The organism is Modestobacter italicus (assembly GCF_000306785.1).
GTDB lineage: Bacteria > Actinomycetota > Actinomycetes > Mycobacteriales > Geodermatophilaceae > Modestobacter > Modestobacter italicus.
The window spans coordinates 1971861-1988790 of sequence record NC_017955.1; the positions used below are offsets into that span (position 1 = coordinate 1971861).

General features: G+C 76.6%; 18 protein-coding genes. 7 read left to right on the forward strand and 11 right to left on the reverse strand.

All coding sequences use genetic code 11. The annotated features are described in order from the left end of the window. Window positions 1-9: 9 nt before the first annotated feature. The 4 genes from MODMU_RS09680 (at window position 10) to MODMU_RS09695 (ending at window position 2925) form a co-directional block, all read left to right on the forward strand. Window positions 10-582, forward strand: coding sequence for a hypothetical protein (locus tag MODMU_RS09680; protein WP_014740046.1), 573 nt, complete (start codon window positions 10-12; stop codon window positions 580-582). A gap of 149 nt (window positions 583-731) precedes the next feature. Then, entirely contained in the window at window positions 732-1613 is an 882-nt protein-coding gene (locus tag MODMU_RS09685) for an alpha/beta fold hydrolase (protein ID WP_014740047.1), read from the forward strand. Between the two features lie 148 nt (window positions 1614-1761). Continuing rightward, window positions 1762-2535, forward strand: coding sequence for an alpha/beta fold hydrolase (locus tag MODMU_RS09690; RefSeq protein ID WP_014740048.1), 774 nt, complete (start codon window positions 1762-1764; stop codon window positions 2533-2535). Between the two features lie 18 nt (window positions 2536-2553). Further along, complete coding sequence (locus tag MODMU_RS09695) at window positions 2554-2925, forward strand: cupin domain-containing protein (protein ID WP_014740049.1); 372 nt, start codon at window positions 2554-2556, stop codon at window positions 2923-2925. A 12-nt stretch (window positions 2926-2937) separates the two neighbouring features. On the opposite strand, the gene MODMU_RS09700 is transcribed toward MODMU_RS09695, so the two are convergent. Both MODMU_RS09700 and MODMU_RS09705 read right to left on the reverse strand, forming a co-directional pair. After that, window positions 2938-5685: an AAA family ATPase gene (locus MODMU_RS09700; RefSeq protein WP_014740050.1), complete on the reverse strand. Its 2748-nt coding sequence runs from the start codon at window positions 5683-5685 to the stop codon at window positions 2938-2940. A gap of 121 nt (window positions 5686-5806) precedes the next feature. Next, window positions 5807-6997 carry an MFS transporter gene (locus tag MODMU_RS09705; protein ID WP_014740051.1) on the reverse strand — a complete coding sequence of 397 codons (1191 nt, stop codon included), beginning with the start codon at window positions 6995-6997 and terminating at the stop codon, window positions 5807-5809. A gap of 46 nt (window positions 6998-7043) precedes the next feature. On the opposite strand from MODMU_RS09705, the gene MODMU_RS09710 reads away from it, so the two are divergent. Continuing rightward, complete coding sequence (locus tag MODMU_RS09710; RefSeq protein WP_014740052.1) at window positions 7044-8177, forward strand: ROK family protein; 1134 nt, start codon at window positions 7044-7046, stop codon at window positions 8175-8177. Window positions 8178-8212: 35 nt separating this feature from the next. On the opposite strand, the gene MODMU_RS09715 is transcribed toward MODMU_RS09710, so the two are convergent. Beyond that, on the reverse strand, window positions 8213-9088 hold the full coding sequence (locus tag MODMU_RS09715; RefSeq protein WP_014740053.1) for a helix-turn-helix domain-containing protein: 876 nt from the start codon (window positions 9086-9088) through the stop codon (window positions 8213-8215). A 158-nt stretch (window positions 9089-9246) separates the two neighbouring features. Between MODMU_RS09715 and MODMU_RS09720 the strand changes: the two genes are divergently transcribed. Then, entirely contained in the window at window positions 9247-10092 is an 846-nt protein-coding gene (locus MODMU_RS09720; protein ID WP_014740054.1) for an SDR family oxidoreductase, read from the forward strand. A gap of 45 nt (window positions 10093-10137) precedes the next feature. Here MODMU_RS09720 and MODMU_RS09725 read toward each other — a convergent pair whose 3' ends face one another. Next, entirely contained in the window at window positions 10138-10614 is a 477-nt protein-coding gene (locus MODMU_RS09725) for a DUF1772 domain-containing protein (protein ID WP_014740055.1), read from the reverse strand. Beyond that, window positions 10611-11153: a TetR/AcrR family transcriptional regulator gene (locus tag MODMU_RS09730; protein ID WP_041795147.1), complete on the reverse strand. Its 543-nt coding sequence runs from the start codon at window positions 11151-11153 to the stop codon at window positions 10611-10613. The genes MODMU_RS09725 and MODMU_RS09730 overlap by 4 nt, the downstream gene beginning before the upstream one ends. Window positions 11154-11211: 58 nt before the next feature. On the opposite strand from MODMU_RS09730, the gene MODMU_RS09735 reads away from it, so the two are divergent. Continuing rightward, the gene (locus MODMU_RS09735; RefSeq protein WP_014740057.1) at window positions 11212-11574 is read left to right on the forward strand and encodes a DUF4267 domain-containing protein; all 363 of its coding nucleotides are present in this window, start codon (window positions 11212-11214) and stop codon (window positions 11572-11574) included. A 16-nt stretch (window positions 11575-11590) separates the two neighbouring features. Here MODMU_RS09735 and MODMU_RS09740 read toward each other — a convergent pair whose 3' ends face one another. The 6 genes from MODMU_RS09740 to MODMU_RS26910 form a co-directional block, all read right to left on the reverse strand. Beyond that, window positions 11591-12064: a GNAT family N-acetyltransferase gene (locus MODMU_RS09740; RefSeq protein WP_014740058.1), complete on the reverse strand. Its 474-nt coding sequence runs from the start codon at window positions 12062-12064 to the stop codon at window positions 11591-11593. A gap of 62 nt (window positions 12065-12126) precedes the next feature. Further along, complete coding sequence (locus MODMU_RS09745) at window positions 12127-12636, reverse strand: Rossmann-fold NAD(P)-binding domain-containing protein (RefSeq protein ID WP_014740059.1); 510 nt, start codon at window positions 12634-12636, stop codon at window positions 12127-12129. Window positions 12637-12734: 98 nt separating this feature from the next. Next, window positions 12735-13004 carry a hypothetical protein gene (locus MODMU_RS09750; RefSeq protein WP_014740060.1) on the reverse strand — a complete coding sequence of 90 codons (270 nt, stop codon included), beginning with the start codon at window positions 13002-13004 and terminating at the stop codon, window positions 12735-12737. A 297-nt stretch (window positions 13005-13301) separates the two neighbouring features. Continuing rightward, on the reverse strand, window positions 13302-14330 hold the full coding sequence (locus MODMU_RS09755) for an aldo/keto reductase (protein WP_014740061.1): 1029 nt from the start codon (window positions 14328-14330) through the stop codon (window positions 13302-13304). 25 nt (window positions 14331-14355) lie between these two features. After that, on the reverse strand, window positions 14356-15687 hold the full coding sequence (locus tag MODMU_RS09760) for an amidase family protein (RefSeq protein WP_014740062.1): 1332 nt from the start codon (window positions 15685-15687) through the stop codon (window positions 14356-14358). 52 nt (window positions 15688-15739) lie between these two features. Beyond that, window positions 15740-16924, reverse strand: coding sequence for an amidohydrolase family protein (locus MODMU_RS26910; RefSeq protein WP_014740063.1), 1185 nt, complete (start codon window positions 16922-16924; stop codon window positions 15740-15742). Window positions 16925-16930: the final 6 nt, after the last annotated feature.

Genomic DNA, 16930 nt, shown 5'->3' on the forward strand with positions numbered 1-16930 from the left:
GACCCGGAGATGACCTACACCCCGCAGAAGCCGCCGATCGCGGAGTCGCCCGAGGAGCTGCGGAGGCGCATCCCGGGCTGGGGCGTCGACCTCGACCCCAAGGACCGCCCGTCGGTGCCGAAACTGCAGTTGCAGGAGGACCTGACCGGTGCGCACTGGGAGTTCCCCGAGCGGCAACCGGAGAGGTACCCGCGGGAGCGCTCGCCCGAGCACGGGATGCTGACCCCGGTCTTCGGCACCGCCCAGCCGCCGACCGGCGTCCCGGGGGCCATCCGCCGGCACGCCTACCGCTACAGCGAGGGACGCTCGGCGCACTGGCTGCTGCTCCTGTTCGCCGACCGGGTCGACGCGTGGGAGCACCACCTGCGGTCGCTCCTGACCCTGCGCCCGGACAACCCGATCACCGAGACCGGGGTCAAGGCCGAGTTCACCCGCCACGGACTGCGGTCGCGGGTCGGGCAGCACCGCACGGACCTCAAGCACCAGCTGCTCGACCCGGTGATCGTGGCCGGACCGTGGGTCGCGGCAGCCTGGCTGGTGTACGCCGGCGTCCGGAGGGTGGTCAGGGCCCTGCAGTCCTGAACCGCTGCGGGCCTCCGACATCGGGCCGGTCATCTGACCGATGCGGCGACCCGGCCGGCGGGGCACGATCGCACCGATCGCTGCCGCCAGGACGAGGGAGCCCCGATGCCCGCAGCACACCCGAGGAGCCTCCCGCGAGCGGTCCGCCGGTGACCGGCGGCGGGTTCGACGGGTACGAGCTCTCGCAGGTCACGGTGGGCGAGGTGTCCCTCCGGGTGCGGGTGGGCGGCTCCGGGCCGCCGCTGCTCCTGCTGCACGGCTACCCGGAGACCCACCTGATGTGGGCCGGGATCGCGGCCGACCTGGCGCAGGACGCCACCGTGGTCGCCCCGGACCTGCGCGGCTACGGCGACAGCTCGAAGCCGCCGACCGTGCCGTCGCACGAGTCGTACGGCAAGCGCGCGATGGCCGCCGACGGCGTGGCGCTGATGCGCCAGCTGGGGTTCGACAGCTTCGACGTCGTCGGCCACGACCGGGGCGGCCGTGCGGCCTACCGGATGGCGCTGGACTCACCCGACGCGGTGCGCCGGCTCACCGTGATGGACGTGATCCCGACGGGCGAGGTGTGGTCGCGCGCCGACGACCGGTTCGCCCTCGGCTACTGGCACTGGGCCTTCCTGGCGCTGGCGGAGCCGATCCCGGAGACGATCATCGGCCACGACCCCGAGCACTTCTTCTTCGACGCCGAGTTCGGCGGCATCCTCCGCGGCTTCGACGCCGAGGCGGTGGCCGACTACGCGCGGTGCGTCCGCGACCCGGGCGTCGTGCACGCGATCTGCGAGGACTACCGGGCCGGCGCGACCTGCGACCGGCAGCTCGACGACGAGGACCGGGCGGCGGGCCGGCGGATCACCAGCCCGTTGCAGGTGCTGTGGGCCGGCCGCGGCGCGCTCGCCGCGTGGTACGACCCGTTGGCGGTGTGGCGGGACTGGGCGGACGACGTCACCGGTCAGGCGATCGACAGCGGTCACTTCATGGTCGAGGAACGGCCCGCGGAGACCCTGGCCGCGCTGCGCGCCTTCCACCGCTGACAGTCACATGACCGATGCACCGTCCGGAGCGCGCGAGGAGCGTCTCCTGCGACGGACACCCGGGCGACCCGGTGCACGTCGGCCCACCGCCGACCGGCGCGCCGTCCCGGCCGGCTGACCGTCCCCGAGCGCTCCCGAGGAGCCCGTCATGACCGACGCGAACGTCGTCGCCCCCACCACCCCCACCGTCGCGCTGGTCCACGGCGCCTTCGCCGACAGCTCCGGGTGGGTGGGGGTGATCGACCTCCTGCGGGCTGCCGGGATCGATGCGGTGGCGGTCTCCAACCCGCTGCGCGGCATCGCCGAGGACTCCGCCTACGTGGCCAGCGCGCTGGCGCAGCTCCCCGGCCCGGTGCTGGCCGTCGGCCACTCCTACGGCGGGGCGATCATCACCAACGCCGCCGCGAGGGCGGGCAACGTCGTCGGGCTGGTGTACGTCTCCGCGTTCGCCCCGGACGAGGGCGAGAAGCTCATCGAGGTGGAGGCCGGCTCCACCGACAGCGTGCTGGACACCGCGCTCGTCGAGCGGCAGTACCCGACCGGGCAGGGCGGGGAGACGGTGGCCGAGTTCTCCATCGACCCGGCGAGGTTCCACCAGGTCTTCGCCGCGGACCTCACCGAGGAGCAGGCCGCGGACATGGCCGCCACCCAGCGCCCCGTCTCCTCGCTGGGCTTCGTCGAGCCGAACGGCCCGCCGGCGTGGAAGACGCTGCCGTCCTGGGCGGTGGTGTCCACCGGCGACACCGCCGCGGGCGCCGACGTCGTCCGCCGGATGGCGCAGCGGGCCGGCGCCGTCATCACCGAGACCGAGGGCTCGCACGTGCTCTTCATCGCCCGACCCCAGGTCGTCGCCGACGTGATCGTGCAGGCGCTGAGCGCCCTCTCCCAGGGCGCGGCAGCGCCGGCCGCCGCGGGCGTCTGAGGCCCGGGAGGCACGGCCATGGCCACCGACGCGGCGCCCGCCGCGGTGCACCCGACCGACGAGCTCGCCACCACGCTGCGGCGCACCGAGGTGCAGCGCGGGCCCTCCTCGATCCCCGGGCGGGAGATCGTGCAGGTCCTCACCGAGATCCCGGTCGGCGTCGAGTCCGGCTGGCACACCCACCCCGGCGAGGAGGTGGGGTACATCGTCGCCGGGACGGTCGAGATGCGGGTCCAGGACGCCGACACGGTGGTCCTGCACGCCGGCGACGGCTTCCTCATCCCCCCGCGCAGGCCGCACAACGCGCGGGACCTGGGTCCCGGGACGGGTCGGATGCTGTCGACCTACATCGTCGAGATCGGGCAGCCGCTGGCGACCCTCACCGGCTGACCGCGGCCGCCGTCACCGCGGTGGCGCAGGGGCGTGCCCCATCGCGGTGAGGGCGTCGCGGAGCGCGGCACGCGAGGTGATGCCGAGCCGCGGGAACAGGCTGTACAGGTGGGCCCCGACGGTCCTCGGCGAGACGTAGAGCAGCCGGCCGATCTCCTTGTTGGTCTTCCCCTCGGCGGCCAGCATCGCGATCTGCAGCTCCTGCGCCGTGAGCGCGCCCGGGTCGGCCCGGTGCTGCCGGACGTGGTGCTCGCCCGTGGCGCGGAGCTCCCGCTCGGCGCGCTCCCGCCACGGGACGGCGCCGAGGTCGGCGAACAGCTCGGCGGCGGCGGACAGGTGGGTCCGGGCCAGCTTCGACGCCCGGGACCGCTGCAGCCGCTCACCGAAGAGCAGCCGCGAGCGTGCGTGGTCGAAGCACCACCGGGGCGACTCGTCGCCGGCGAGGGCCGACTCGAACAGTGCCCGGTACTCCGCCTCGGGCGCCACCACGCCGGCCGCCGTGCCCACCACCAGGGCCAGCCGGGAGGACAGCCCCGCGACGTCGAGGGCCAGGAGCGCGTCGACGTGCGCCCGGGCCGCGGCGTGGTGACCGCTGCGCTCGGCGGCCTCGACCAGGTCCAGCGCCACCCACAGCGCGTGCGGCACGTGCGGCGGCAGGTCGCCGGCGGGGGAGACGGCGCAGGCCTGCTGGTAGGCCTCCTCGACGTCGCCGGTGGACAGCGCCGCCAGGCAGCGCAGGTGTGCGGCGAAGACGGCGGCGACGCCCGCGCCCCGGGTCTGCGCCCAGTCGTGCAGCTCGTCGGCGGCGACCCGGCTGCGCTCGAGGTCCCCGCGGACCGTCCCCACCAGGGCCGCCAGGTAGCTGCCCAGGATCCACGAGTAGCGGTGGTACCCGTGCCGCTCCGCCAGCTGGACGCCCTCGGACGTCTGCGCGAGCACGCGGTCCCAGCGACCGTGGTGCCAGTCGTCGTTGCTCAACGTCGTCAGCGCGTGCATGGCCAGGGCGACGGCGCCGCCGGAGCGGCCGTCCTCGACGACGCGGTCGAGAGCGGGCCGGCAGTCCTCGATCCGGTCGACGTAGACGCTCGCCAGCCCGACCCGGGTGATGAGCACCGGGTCCCGCTCGTCGTGGAGCTCCCTGATCGCCCCTGCGAGCGCGGAGAGCAGCGGTGCGGCGCGGTGCGCCGGGTCGGCGAACGTGCCGGCGCACAGCGCCAGCAGTGGCGGGGCGCCGGGGCGCAGCCGGGCGACCGCGGCGTCGAAGCTGCGCCACAGCTCCGCCCGCCCGCCGGTCCAGCACACGAGCAGGAGGCTGTGCAGGACGTCCGCCAGGTCGCCGTCGGTCGCGTCGAGGTCGCCGCCGACCGCCGCGAGCGCGCCGGCCAGCAAGCCGTGCGCGGCGTCGATGTCGCAGTCGCCGTTGAGCAGCACGTAGGACGCGGCGAGCGCGGCGGCCAACGACTGCGGCAGCTCGACCGCCCCCGAGCGCGCCTGCTCCAGCAGCGCCAGGGCGCCGTCGAGGTCGCCGGTCACGTCGGCACCCAGGTAGGCGGCCTCGGCGAGGCGCCGGCGGCGGTCCCGCGGCGAGGGGCTGAGCTGCGCGGCGCGGACCAGCGCCTCCACGGCACCGTTCGGGTCCCCGCGCCGCAGGTGGAGCCCGGCTGCCTCGTCGAGTGCGGTCGCGACGTCCTCGTCCGGCTCGATGCTCGCCCCGGCCAGGTGCACGGCCCGGCGGACCACGTCCCCGTCCACCGCCGCGGCCAGCGCCCGGTGGGCGGCGTGCCGCTCCTCGGCCGTGGACAGGGCGACGACCGCGGCCCCGGCCAGCGGGTGGCAGAAGCCGACCCGGCGCACCCGGTCGTCGACGTAGACCAGGTCGGCGCGCTCGGCCGGGGCGAGGTCGGCGAGCACCGGTGGCCCGGCGGCGGCGTGCAGCACCTGGAGGTGCCCGGTGCCCGACAGGGCCGTCAGGAGGAGCACCTGCCGCGAGCGCGGGGGCAGGCCGCTGACGCGGGAGGCGAACAGGTGCTGCACCCGCCGGCTGACCGAGCCCGACGTCGGGCCGTCCCCGGTCCCACCGGACGGCGCCGTGGGCAGCTCGAGCAGCGCCAGGGCGTTGCCCCGCGCCTCGTGGACGAACCGCGCCGTCTGGGCACGGGTGAGCCCGGGGAAGCGCGCGGCCAGGACCCGGGTGGCGGCGTCCGGGGGGAGCGGCCGGATCTCGAGCTCGGTGAGGTCCGAGCGCTCGAAGGCGGTGGACGTGCCGGTGCGCAGCGTGGCGACCAGACCGATCCGCAGCGGGCCCACCCGGCGGGCGACGAAGCCGAGGACCGCCGCGCTCAGCCGGTCCACCCACTGCAGGTCGTCGACCGTGACCAGCACCGGCCGGGACCTGCTGGCCTCGGTGAGCAGGGCCAGGGCCGCACCGGCCACGGCGCCCGCGGTCGGGGAGGGGCCGTCCTCGAGCCCGAGCGCCGTCCGCAGTGCCTGCCGGTGGGGTCTGCCGAGCGCGCCCAGCGCGTCGACCAGCGGGAGGACCAGCTGGCTGAGCGCTGCGTAGGGGAGGTCCGCCTCGAACTCCACCCCGCTCGCCGCCAGCACGAGGAGCTCCGCCGGCCCGGTCCGGGTGGCCGCGACCAGCAGCGCGGTCTTGCCGGCGCCGGCCTCCCCGAGGAGCACGAGCGCCTGACCGCGCTCGGGCAGCCCCCGCACCAGCGCGGTGAGGACCTCGAGCTCGGCGTCCCGGCCCTCGAGCGTCACGACGGCTGGCGGAACGGGTGATCGACGGCCATCGGACCTCCCCACGACCGGGCGGGGCGAATCTAGCGCCGGTGGTGCTCCGCCGGGCCGGTCGGTTGCGTCCCGCGACCGATCGGCCGGCTCAGCCGCTGGCAGGTCGTGCCGACAGCAGGACCAGGACGAGCGCGAGGGCGGCCAGCGCCGCGCCGGTGAGGGCGAGCGCCGGTGGGTCGGCGAGGAGCAGGGCCCGGCCGCCGAGCAGCCCACCTCCGGCGATGCCGATGTTGGTCGTGGCGTTGGTGATCCCGGGGGTGGCGTCCCCGGCATCCGGTGCCGCCCGGCGGGCAGCCGTCTGCAACAGCGTCGGCTGGGCGCCGAAGGCCACCCCCCAGACCACCGTGGCCACCACCGTCACGACGACGGACGTGCCCGACGCACCGATCGCGCCGAGCGCGAGCACGACGACCAGCACCGCACCGGCGAGCGCCGGTCGCGGGAACCGGTCGGCCAGCGCACCGGCGAGCGCCAGGCCGAGCGCGCCGGCGGCCCCGTAGCCGAGCAGCACCAGGCTGATCGAGCCCGTGCCGACGCCCGCCGCGCTCAGGACGGGGGACACGTAGGTGAACGCGGTGTAGTGCCCGAGCGTGAGCACCACGCTGATGGCGACGACCAGGAGCACCGGGCGGCGGCGCAGCACCTGGCGCACCGGCGCCGGGTCGGCCGCGGCCGGTGGCGCCGAGGCCGGAAGCAGTGCGGCTGCGCTGCCGGCCAGCAGCAGCAGGACGGCGGCGATCCCGGCGAACGCCCAGCGCCAGCCGACCGCCGTCCCCAGTGCGGTGCCGGCCGGCACGCCGAGGGTGAAGGCGAGCGTCACCCCGCCGAAGACCCAGGCGGTGACCCGCCCGGCCCGGTCCCGGGGGACCAGGCTGACCGCGGCGCCGATGGCGACGGAGAAGAACCCGGCGTGCGCCAGCCCGGCGAGCAGGCGGGCGGCCACGGCCACGGCGTAGCTGTCAGTGGCGGCGAAGACGGCGTTGCCCACCGCGTAGGCGCCCAGCAGCACGGTCAGCGCGCGCCGCCGGGGCCAGCGGCTGAGCAGGGCGGTGAGCGGCAGGGAGGCCACCGCGACCACGACGGCGTAGGCGGAGACGAGCAGCCCGACCCGGGACTCGGTCGTGCCGAGGTCGCGGGCGATCATCGACAGCAGCCCCACCGGCAGCGTCTCGGCGGTGACGGCGGCGAAGGTGGCCGCGGTGAGGACCGCGAGCGCCGCGGCGACGCGTCGTCCTCCGTGCGGGGGAGCGGTCGTGGCGGACGCGGTGGGCGTGGTCACGGGACTCATTAAACTCCGGAGTGGAGCTTTTGCAGAGGAGGAGCCGATGGGAGCGCTGCCCGAGCGCGCGGTCGCCATGCTCGCCGCGGCCCACCGGCAGCCGGGGCTGAGCCGCGCCGACGCCAGCCGGCTGCTGGGCATCGGCTCGGGCGGGGCCACCGAGGTGGTCGGCCGGCTGGTCGCCGAACGGCTGCTCGCCGAGGGGGCGCCCGCGCCGGCCGGCGGACGGGGCCGCCCGACCCGGCAGCTGACCGCCCACCCGGAGGGCCCGGTCGTGCTGGCGGCGGCGATCTCGCACGCGTCGTGGCGGGTGGACGCCGTCGAGCTCGGCGGCGTCTCGATCGGCACCCTGACCGGCCAGCACGGCGCGGCACCCGCCCCGGTGGTGCTCGGCGCGCTCCGGGACGCCGTCGGTCGGCTGCGGGCACGACTCGGCGACCGGGTCCTGGGCCTCGGCGTCTCCGCGCCCGGTGTCGTGCTGGACGGGCGGTACCTCGACGCGGTCGGGCTGGGCTGGACCGACGTCGACCTGGCGGTGCTCGACCCGGAGGGGCCGCTGGTCGTGGCGGACAACGACGCGACGCTGGCCGCGGTGGCTGAGCAGCGGCGGGGGGCGGCGGCCGGCGCCCGGTCCTCGCTGCATCTGCTCGTCGACGCCGGGCTCGGCGGGGCGCTCGTCGACGGCGGCCGGCTCGTCGGCGGGGCGCGCGGGACGGCCGGGGAGTTCGGGCACCTGCCGCTGGGGGACCCGGCGGTGCGCTGCCCCTGCGGGGCCCACGGCTGCTGGGGCACCGCCGTCGACGGCGGTGCGCTCGCCCGGCTGCTGGGTGAACCGGCCCCGGGGCACCCGGCGGGGTACGCGCGGCAGGTCGTCGCCCGGGCCGCCGCCGGGGACGGGTCCGCCCGCGCTGCGGTGGCCACCACGGCGGCTGCGCTCGGGCGCGGCATCGCCGGCCTGGTCAACGCCCTCGATCCGGAGGTCGTCACGCTGGGCGGCGGCGCCGCTGACCTGCTCGCCGCGGCCCCGGATGACCTGGCCGGGGCGTGCCACGACGGGCTGATGCGGATCCGCCGGCTGGACCCGCCCCCGGTCGTGCCCGCCGGCCTCGGCGACGCCGGCCCGCTCGTCGGCGCCGCCGAGCAGGTCTGGGACCGCTGGCTGGAGCGGCTCTCCCGCTGATCCTCCCGACCCCGGGCCGTCGACCGTGCCGCGGGTCAGCGCGCGCGGTCGGGTGCCGGCTGGTCCTGGGTCGCTGCCCAGCTGGTGAGGAAGGTCAGTGCCTGCTCGGTCGCCGACGCGGGCTCGGCGGTGTAGACCAGCAGCGCGAGGCCCGGGTCGGCGGGCAGCTCCATCGTCTCGAACCGCAGGTCGAGGTCGCCCACGACGGGGTGGCGCAGCCGCTTGGTCCCGGTCAGGTGCAGGCGCACGTCGTGGCGGGCCCACCGGGTGCGGAAGGTCTCGCTGCGGGCGGACAGCTCGCCGATGAGGTCGGTGACGACCTTGTCCCACGGCGTCCGGGCGCTCTGGGTGCGCAGCAGCGCGACGACGTCGTCGACCGCGGAGTCCCAGTCGGGGTAGAACTCGGCGCCGCGCGGGTCGAGCAGCAGGAAGCGGGCGGCGTTGACCCCGACCGGGGAGTCGAACAGCGGCGCGTACAGCGCGCGGCCGGCCCGGTTGGCCGCGAGGTAGTCCATCCGGGCGTTGCTGACCAGCGCCGGCGCGGTCATCGCGTCGAGGATGCGCTGCACGCCGGGCCGGACCTGCTGCGGCACCGCAGCGCGCCGCCCACCCGCGGAGGCGTTGGCGGCCCGGGCCAGGTCGTAGAGGTGGCCGCGCTCGGCCTCGCTCAGCCGGAGCGCCCGGGCCAGCGCCTCGAGGACGCTGTCGGAGACGCCGCGGAGGTTGCCGCGCTCCAACCGGGAGTAGTACTCGACGCTCAGCCCGGCGAGCATGGCGAGCTCCTCGCGGCGCAGGCCGGACACCCGGCGCAGGCCGCCGTAGACCGGCAGTCCCGCCTCCGCGGGGGTGATCCGGCCGCGGCGGGTGAGGAGGAGGTCGCGCACCTCGGCGCGCAGCTGGTCCGCGTCCACGGATCCGACGGTAGGCCGGGCGGGACCCGGGTGGGGTGCCCTGCCAGTACACCGCACAGCAGGTCCTCCCACGCCCGCGGGAGCCGGGGTTGTCTCGACGTCGTCGCCGTCAGCGTCACCCCGTGCGCACCCCTGCCAGATCGAGAGCGAGAAGGACCATGAGCACCCCCTCGACCACCGCCGTCCAGGTCGTCATCGGCGCCGGGAGCATCGGGCAGGCCATCGCCCGCCGCACCGGCGCCGGAAAGCACCTGCTGCTCGCCGACTTCAGCGAGACCAACCTGCAGGACGCGAGGACCGCGCTGGAGGACGCCGGCCACACCGTCACCACCCAGCGCGTCGACGTCTCCGACGCCGCGTCGGTGCGGGCTCTGGCCCAGGCCGCCGCCGGCCTCGGCGACGTCGTCCAGGTCATCAGCACCGCCGGCGTCTCCCCGGTGCAGGCTCCGGCCGAGGCGGTCCTGGCCGTCGACCTCTACGGCACCGCCGTCGTCCTGGAGGAGTTCGGCAAGGTGATCGCCCCCGGCGGCGCCAGCGTGCACATCTCCAGCATGGCCGGCCACATGCCTGCGCCGCTGGACCCCGAGACCGCCCACGCGCTCGCGTTCACCCCGGTCGAGGAGCTGCTGGCGCTGCCGGCCCTGGCCCCCGACGCGGTGCCGAACTCGGGTGCGGCCTACGCGATCGCCAAGCAGGCCAACCACCTGCGCGTGCAGGCCGCCGCCGTCACCTGGGGCGACCGCGGCGCCCGGGTGAACTGCCTGAGCCCGGGCATCATCCTCACCCCGCTGGCCCGCGACGAGATGTCCGGCCCGGGTGCCGAGGGCTACCGGGAGATGATCGAGGTCTCCGCGGCCGGCCGGGTCGGCACGGCCGACGAGGTGGCCACCGCGGCCGCCTTCCTGCTGGGCCCCGACGCCGGGTTCATCACCGGCACCGACCTGCTGATCGACGGCGGCGTGATCGCCGCCCTGCGCGCCGGCCGCTGGCAGTTCGGCGCCTGATCCCCGGCCCACCCCCGACCCGGCCACCGCGGGGCCGGGCGGGGGTCAGGCCGCGGCGAGTGCGACGCAGAGGGCGACGAGGGCGGTGACCTGCAGCGCCACCCGGGCGGCGATCACGGAGTCCCAGCGGGCCTGCAGCGCGCGGGCGTCGTCCGGCACCCGGTCGGCGAGCGCCGCAGCGGTCAGGACGGCGTTCACCGGCTTGCTGACCCGGGCGTAGACCACCAGCCACACCACCAGGGCGAGGACCGCCAACGCCCCGGCCGCGGCGCTGACCCCGCGCCCGTCCGCGGTGGCGAGCACGGTCGTCGCCAGGGCGGCGACCAGGCCGACGGCGCCGATCACCGGGAAGCGGCGGTCGGCGATCCGGTGGACGTGGCCGAGCAGCTGGGTGAGGGTGCGGTCGTCGACCGCGGCGACGGCGGGACGCAGGACGATCGCGCTGAAGACGTCGGTGCCGTGGACGACGCCGTTCGCGGTGATCGCCAGGACGGCCAGGACCTCGACCAGCGTGCGGATCACCGGGTCCCCCCGTCGGTGAGCATGCGGTGCGCCAGGTCGAGCCGCGCCGGGGCCTCGCCGGCGCGCAGCCGACCGCCCGCCTGGAGGGTGGCCAGGCCGTGCAGGACCGACCAGGCGACCTCCGCCCGGGTGCCGTCCGCGTCGGGGAAGGCGTCGTGGACGGCCGCGAAGGCGCGCCGGAGCGGTTCGGGGGTGTCGTCGGTCGCGAAGGGCAGCCCTGAGGGCAGCGAGAACATCGCCTCGTAGACGCGGGGGTGGGCGGCCGCGAAGTCGAGGTAGGCACGCATCCGCGGCAGCGGGGAGACCTCGACGGCCTCGAGCGCCGCAGCGATGTCGTCGAAGCCCTGCAGCGCCACCGCGTCGACGAGCGCCTGGCGGCCGGCGAAGGCCGAGTAGAGCACCGGCTGGGTGACGCCGAGCTCCGTCGCGAGGCGGCGCATCGTCACGGCGGCCCAGCCGTCGGCCTCCGCCACCTCCCGGGCGGTGCGGACGACCTGGTCGCGCCGGGAGGCCAGGTCGGGAGCGGGTCGGGGGGACATGGACAGAGGCTAGCATCGTTATATAACGTTGATAGCCAATCCTCGAGAGGGCCCTGCCGTGCAGACCACCGCACTCGTCATCGCCGTCGCCGCCTGCGTCGGCATCATCGGCCTCGGCGCCCGCTTCCTGCTCGCGCCGCGGGCGGCGATGATCGGCTTCGGTGTCGCCCCCGACCGGCTCGGCGCCATGACCGCGGCCAAGGGCGTCCGCGACATCACCTCCGGGGTGCTCCTGCTGGTGGTCTGGGCGGCCGCCGGACGCGAGGCGCTGGGCTGGTTCCTGGTCGCCGTGGCCCTCACGCCGGTCGCGGACGCCGTCATCGTGCTCACCCACGGCGGCAGGCTCTCCACCGCGCTGGGCGTGCACGGGCTCACCGCTGCCCTCCTCGTCGCCGCCGGCCTGGTCCTGGCGCTGGGCTGAGCCGGGTGGGGCCGGGTCAGGCGTCGAGCCGGTAGACGTGCTCGACGACGTCACGACCCAGACCGGCGGCATGGGAGACCTCCGAGTCGACGTGGACGAAGCCGGCCCGGACCAGCACCGCGGCCGAGCCGACGTTGTGCTCCGCGACCCGCGCGAACAGCGGTCGCAGCGGCTCGACCTGCAGGAACGCAGCCAGCGCGGCCGAGGCGACCCCACGGCCCCACCGCGCCGGGTCGACCCAGTAGGTGAGCTCCCGGTCGCCGGCCACGGTGAAGCTGGCGATCATCCCGGCCAGGCCGTGGTCGTCGTCGACGGCCCGCATGGTCACGTCCGGGTCGTTCCGGTTGCGCGCGTAGTGCGCGTCGAACGACGACCGGTCGGCGGGATCGGCCCGGGTGAAGGCGGCCATCGCGACAGCCCGGGGATCGCTCTCCCACGCGTGGAGCTGGTCGAGGTCGGCGTCCTCGAGCGAACGCAGCGTGATGCCCATGCCGGCACCGTAGGGGCCCCGACCGACAGGCCCACCCCGCCGGAGCGGGGTGGGCCTGGTGGTCAGCCGGTGCGCGGGGTGAGCAGGTCCACCAGGCCGATGCGGTCGTAGAACTCCCGCCGCACCCGGTCGCCGACGTCGTAGACCTCCTCGGCGCCGTCACCGGCCGGGTCGATGTGCACCCGGTAGGGCCGGCTGCCCCGCGGCGCGTCCACCGCCGCCACGATCTGCCGGGCGACCTCCGTCGGGTCGGCGTCGGGCGGGGACAGCTCCGCCAGCCGTGCCCCGACCTGCTCCATGAGGCCCGCGTACCGGCCCTCGTAGGCGGCCGCCACCGCCTCGTCGGCCGCGTGACCGGCGTGGGCGGAGTGGTTGGTCCCGGTGGTGAACGACCCGGGCACCACGATGGTGGTCTCGATCCCGAAGCGGGCCAGCTCGGCGGCGTAGCTGACCGCCAGGGAGTCCTCGGCCGCCTTGGCCGCGAAGTAGGGCGCCAGGTAGGGCGGCGCGGTCGTCGGCGGGCTGCTGGTCGACCGGGTCGATGCGAGCGCTCCGCTCGTCGCCGGTGGCACCGCCGCGCTCGTCGGGGAGGTGCTGCTGACGAGCCTGCGCCGACGACAGGCCGCAGGTCAGCGCGCCGGCTGAGGCGCGCCGGCCGGCCCGGGGACGATCACGGCCACGCGGGGGCGGCGGCGAGCGGGGGGTGGGTCACCGGGATGAGGTGCGCCCGGTACTCGTCCTCCAACGCCTCGTTGAGGGCCTGGGCGAGCACGTCCTGCTGCCCGGGCTCCAGCTGCGTCAGCCCGTGCAGGAAGCCGTCGAGGTCGAGCACGTCCCCGGTGCCGGTCAGCGCCGCGTACCGGACCCACAGCTCCGGCAGCGTGAGCTCGACCCGCACCCGGGCCGCGTCCAGCTGCCGGCGCCGCCCGTCGGGGGTCACCGTGCGACCTCGACGACTCTGACGCTGCTCGGACGGGGTGTTCTCGGCATGGCCCAACTCCGGTCGTCTGGCACCGGGGGGGGGTGACCGCGGCAGGGACCCCGACCTGAGGCCCCGGGAACGCACGCCGGCTGCTCCACGTGCACGTGCACCCCGCACCTTACGCCGGACCCGGCCCGGGAGCGGCCCGCGAGCGCGCCGGGCCTCAGGGCCCGTCAGGGACGACGACTGCGCCGGGCAGCGCGCCGGTGACTGCCCGGGCGGACGACGGGGTGACCGCGGACGGGCACGACCAGCTCAGAGGGTGCTGCCGGAGGGGGCGGCCCACGGCTCGACGGCGGCCACCTCCTCGGCGGTGAGGTCGGGGCCGCTGAGCGCCTGCATGTTGGCCTCCAGCTGGGCGACCGAGCTGGCGCCGATGATCGCGGTGGTGACCCGCGGGTCGCGGAGCACCCAGCGCAGCGCCAGCTGGGCCAGGGTCTGCCCGCGTGCGCCGGCGATCTCGTCCAGCGCCCGGGCCCGGGCGACCAGGTCCTCGGTGACGTCGTCGGTGGACAGGTAGGCGCTGCGGGTGGCCCGCGAGCCCTCGGGGACCCCGTTCAGGTAGCGGTCGGTGAGCCGGCCCTGGGCGAGCGGGGAGAAGACGGCGACCCCGGCCCCGGCGGTGGCGGCGGCGTCGAGGACGCCGGCCTCCACGTGCCGGTCGAAGATCGAGTAGCGGGGCTGGTGCATCGTCAGCGGGGTGCCGAGCTCGGCCAGCAGCTCGGCGGCGCGGGCGGTGTCGGCGGGGGAGTAGTTGGAGATGCCGACGTACAGCGCCTTCCCGGCCCGGACGACGGCGTCCAGCGCGCCCATCGTCTCCTCCAGCGGGGTGTCGGGGTCCCGGCGGTGGGAGTAGAAGACGTCGACGTAGTCCAGGCCGGTGCGGCGCAGCGACTGGTCCAGGCTGGCCACCAGGTACTTGCGGGAGCCGCCGTCGCCGTAGGGGCCGGGCCACATGTCGTAGCCGGCCTTGGTGGAGATCAGCAGCTCGTCCCGGTAGGGGCGCAGGTCGCTGGCGAGCACCGCACCGAAGGTGGTCTCGGCCGCGCCGTAGGGCGGGCCGTAGTTGTTGGCCAGGTCGATGTGGGTGACCCCGAGGTCGAAGGCCCGCCGCAGGATCGCCCGCGGGGTGGCCAGCGGCCGGTCGGCGCCGAAGTTCTGCCACAGCCCGAGGGAGATCGGCGGCAGCAGCAGCCCGCTGCGGCCGGCCCGCCGGTAGTCCGTCGCCGTGTAGCGGTCGGCGGCGGGGGTCCAGGCGCGGTCGGTCCGGTCGTCGGTGATCACCCGGTGATGATCGCAGCCCGGCGGGTCAGCGCCCCAGCGCGGTCTCCACCCGGCGGGCGGTCGCCAGCAGGGCGACGTCCCCGCCCGGCAGGGCCTCGAGGGAGAGGCCGACGGGCAGGCCGGCGCGGGTCGTCCCGGCGGGCAGGGAGAGGGCCGGCATCCCCGCGGTCGAGCCGGGACCGGTGTTGCGGATGGTGGTCAGGAAGACCGGCACCTGCCGGCCGTTGAGCTCGGTCGTGTCGTCGTCGCCCAGCGGCGGCGCGGGCAGCGGCACCGTCGGGTACACGAGGGCGTCCAGCGGGTCGGCCCCGGCGGGCCGCAGGGCGGCGGCGTAGGCGGCGCGCAGCCGCTCCCGGGTGGCCAGCGCCTGCGCGTGCACCGCCGCGGTGAAGGTCCCGCTCGCCGCGGCCTCGAGCGCGCCGCGGACGTCGGGTGAGGCCACCTGGGCCAGCACGTCGGCCAGGGTGAGCCCGCGCTCCGGTCCGGGCAGCGTCGCCAGGTAGGCGGGCAGGTCCTGGGCCAGCTCGGCGAAGACGATCGGGAAGCCGCACTCGGCGTCCAGCGCGTGGGCGTCCGCGACCCGCACCTCGACCAGCTCGACGCCGGCGGCGGCCAGCTGCTCCAGCGCCCGCTCGGTGCAGGCGGCGACCTCGGGGTGCAGGTCGTCGTAGAACCCCTCGCGCGGCACCCCCAGCCGCAGCGGCCGGCCCGACGGCGGCGCCGGAGCGGCCTCGCCGGTGACGAGCGCGTCGACGAGCGCCACGTCGGCCACCGAGGTCGCGAGCACCCCGGCGGTGTCCCGGGTGCGGGAGATGGGCACCGTGCGGCCGGTGCCCCAGCGGCCGACCGTCGGGCGCCAGCCCACCACCCCGCAGTGCGCTGCCGGCACCCGCAGCGACCCGCCGGTGTCGGTGCCCAGCGCCAGGGGCACGACCCCGGTCGCGACGGCGACGGCGGACCCGCCCGAGGAGCCGCCGGCCGAGCGGCTGCGGTCGTGCGGGTTGCGCACCGGGCCGAAGGCGGCGTTGTTGCTGGTGATGCCCAGCGCCAGCTCGTGCAGGTTGGTCTTGCCGATCACCGCAGCGCCGGCCGCGCGCAGCTGCGCCACCGCGTGCTGGTCACGGCCCGGCCGGGAGCCGCGGAGGGCCGGGGTCCCGCCGGTGGTGGGCAGGTCGACGGTGTCCAGGTTGTCCTTGACCGCGAGCGGGACGCCGGCGAGCGGGCCGGTGCCGGGCTCCGGTGCGTCGGCGACCGAGAGGAAGGCGCCGAGGTCGGCGGCGTCGCGGGCCGCCCGGGTGCTCGCGGCGACCACCTCCGCCGCCGAGGAGGAGGCGATCCGCTGGCGTACCTGGTCCACTCCGGGAGGCTGCACGGACGGCATCGTGGCACGTGCCTCCCGCCGGGAGGGCTCAGCTGACCTGCCAGACCCGCCAGAGCGCCGCAGGGTCGGACAGCGGGTCGCCGTGCACCAGCACGAGGTCGGCGGGGCCGCCCACCCGGAGGACGCCCGCCTCCGGTTCGCCCAGCAGCTGCCCGCCGTTGCGGGTGGCGGCCGCGAGCGCCTGCCAGGGCTCCAGCGCGGCCTCCACCAGGCACTCCACCTCCCACGCGAGCTGGTTGGCCCGGGTCGAGCCACCCCCGAAGTCGGTGCCGGAGGCGATCAGGACACCGGCCCTGGCCGCCAGCCGCACGCTCTCGTGCGCCCGCTCGCGCCGCTCGGCGATCTGCGCCTCGCTCTCCTCGCCGGCGAACCGGGGGAGCGTCGTCGTCCGGGAGAAGGTCCGCCACGACTCCAGCACGCTGAGCGTCGACACCAGCGCCACCCCGTGGGCGGCCATCAGCCCGGCGACGTCGGCGTCCAGGGTGAAGCCGTGCTCCAGCGAGGCCACCCCCGCCTCGGCCCCCGCCCGGGCGCCCGGCAGGGAGCTGGAGTGGGCGGCGACCCGGGCGCCCCGCTCGGCCGCGGCCGCCACGACGCGGCGCACCTCGTCGACGGTGAACGGCGAGGTGTCCGCGTCCGGACCGTCGAGGTAGAGCTTGACCAGGTCCGCGCCGTCGTCCAGCTGCGCCAGGGCCGCAGCGAGCAGCGCGTCCCCGTCGGTCACCTCCACCGCCAGCCCGCCGGGCAGCGACCCCCGCTGGGAGATCCAGGTGCCGGCCGCCCGCACGTAGGGGTACTCGCGGTGGCCCGCCCACCGGTCGCGCACCCCGAGCGCCAGGCCTCGGACCCGGCCGTCGACGGGGTCGGTGCCCGTCGGGGAGCCGACGTCCCGGGCCCACCGGACCCCGGCGGACCGCAGCAGCCGGGCGTTGTCCTCGGCCACCGCGACCAGCCGCACGGGCGGGTCGAAGCCGCGGTCGACCCAGTGCGCCCCGCCCGGCATGGTCAGGTGGCTGTGGCTGTCGACCAGGCCCGGGACGACCACGGCGCCCGAGCAGTCGACCACCTCGGCGTCGGGCCCGGGGTCCGGCTCGTCGTCGGCCGGGCCGATCCAGCGGACCCGGTCGTCCTCGACCTGGACGCTGACGTCCCGGACGAGCTCGGGTCCGGTCCCGTCGGCCAGCGCTGCTCCCCGGTACACCGTCGTCGCCATGCGCCG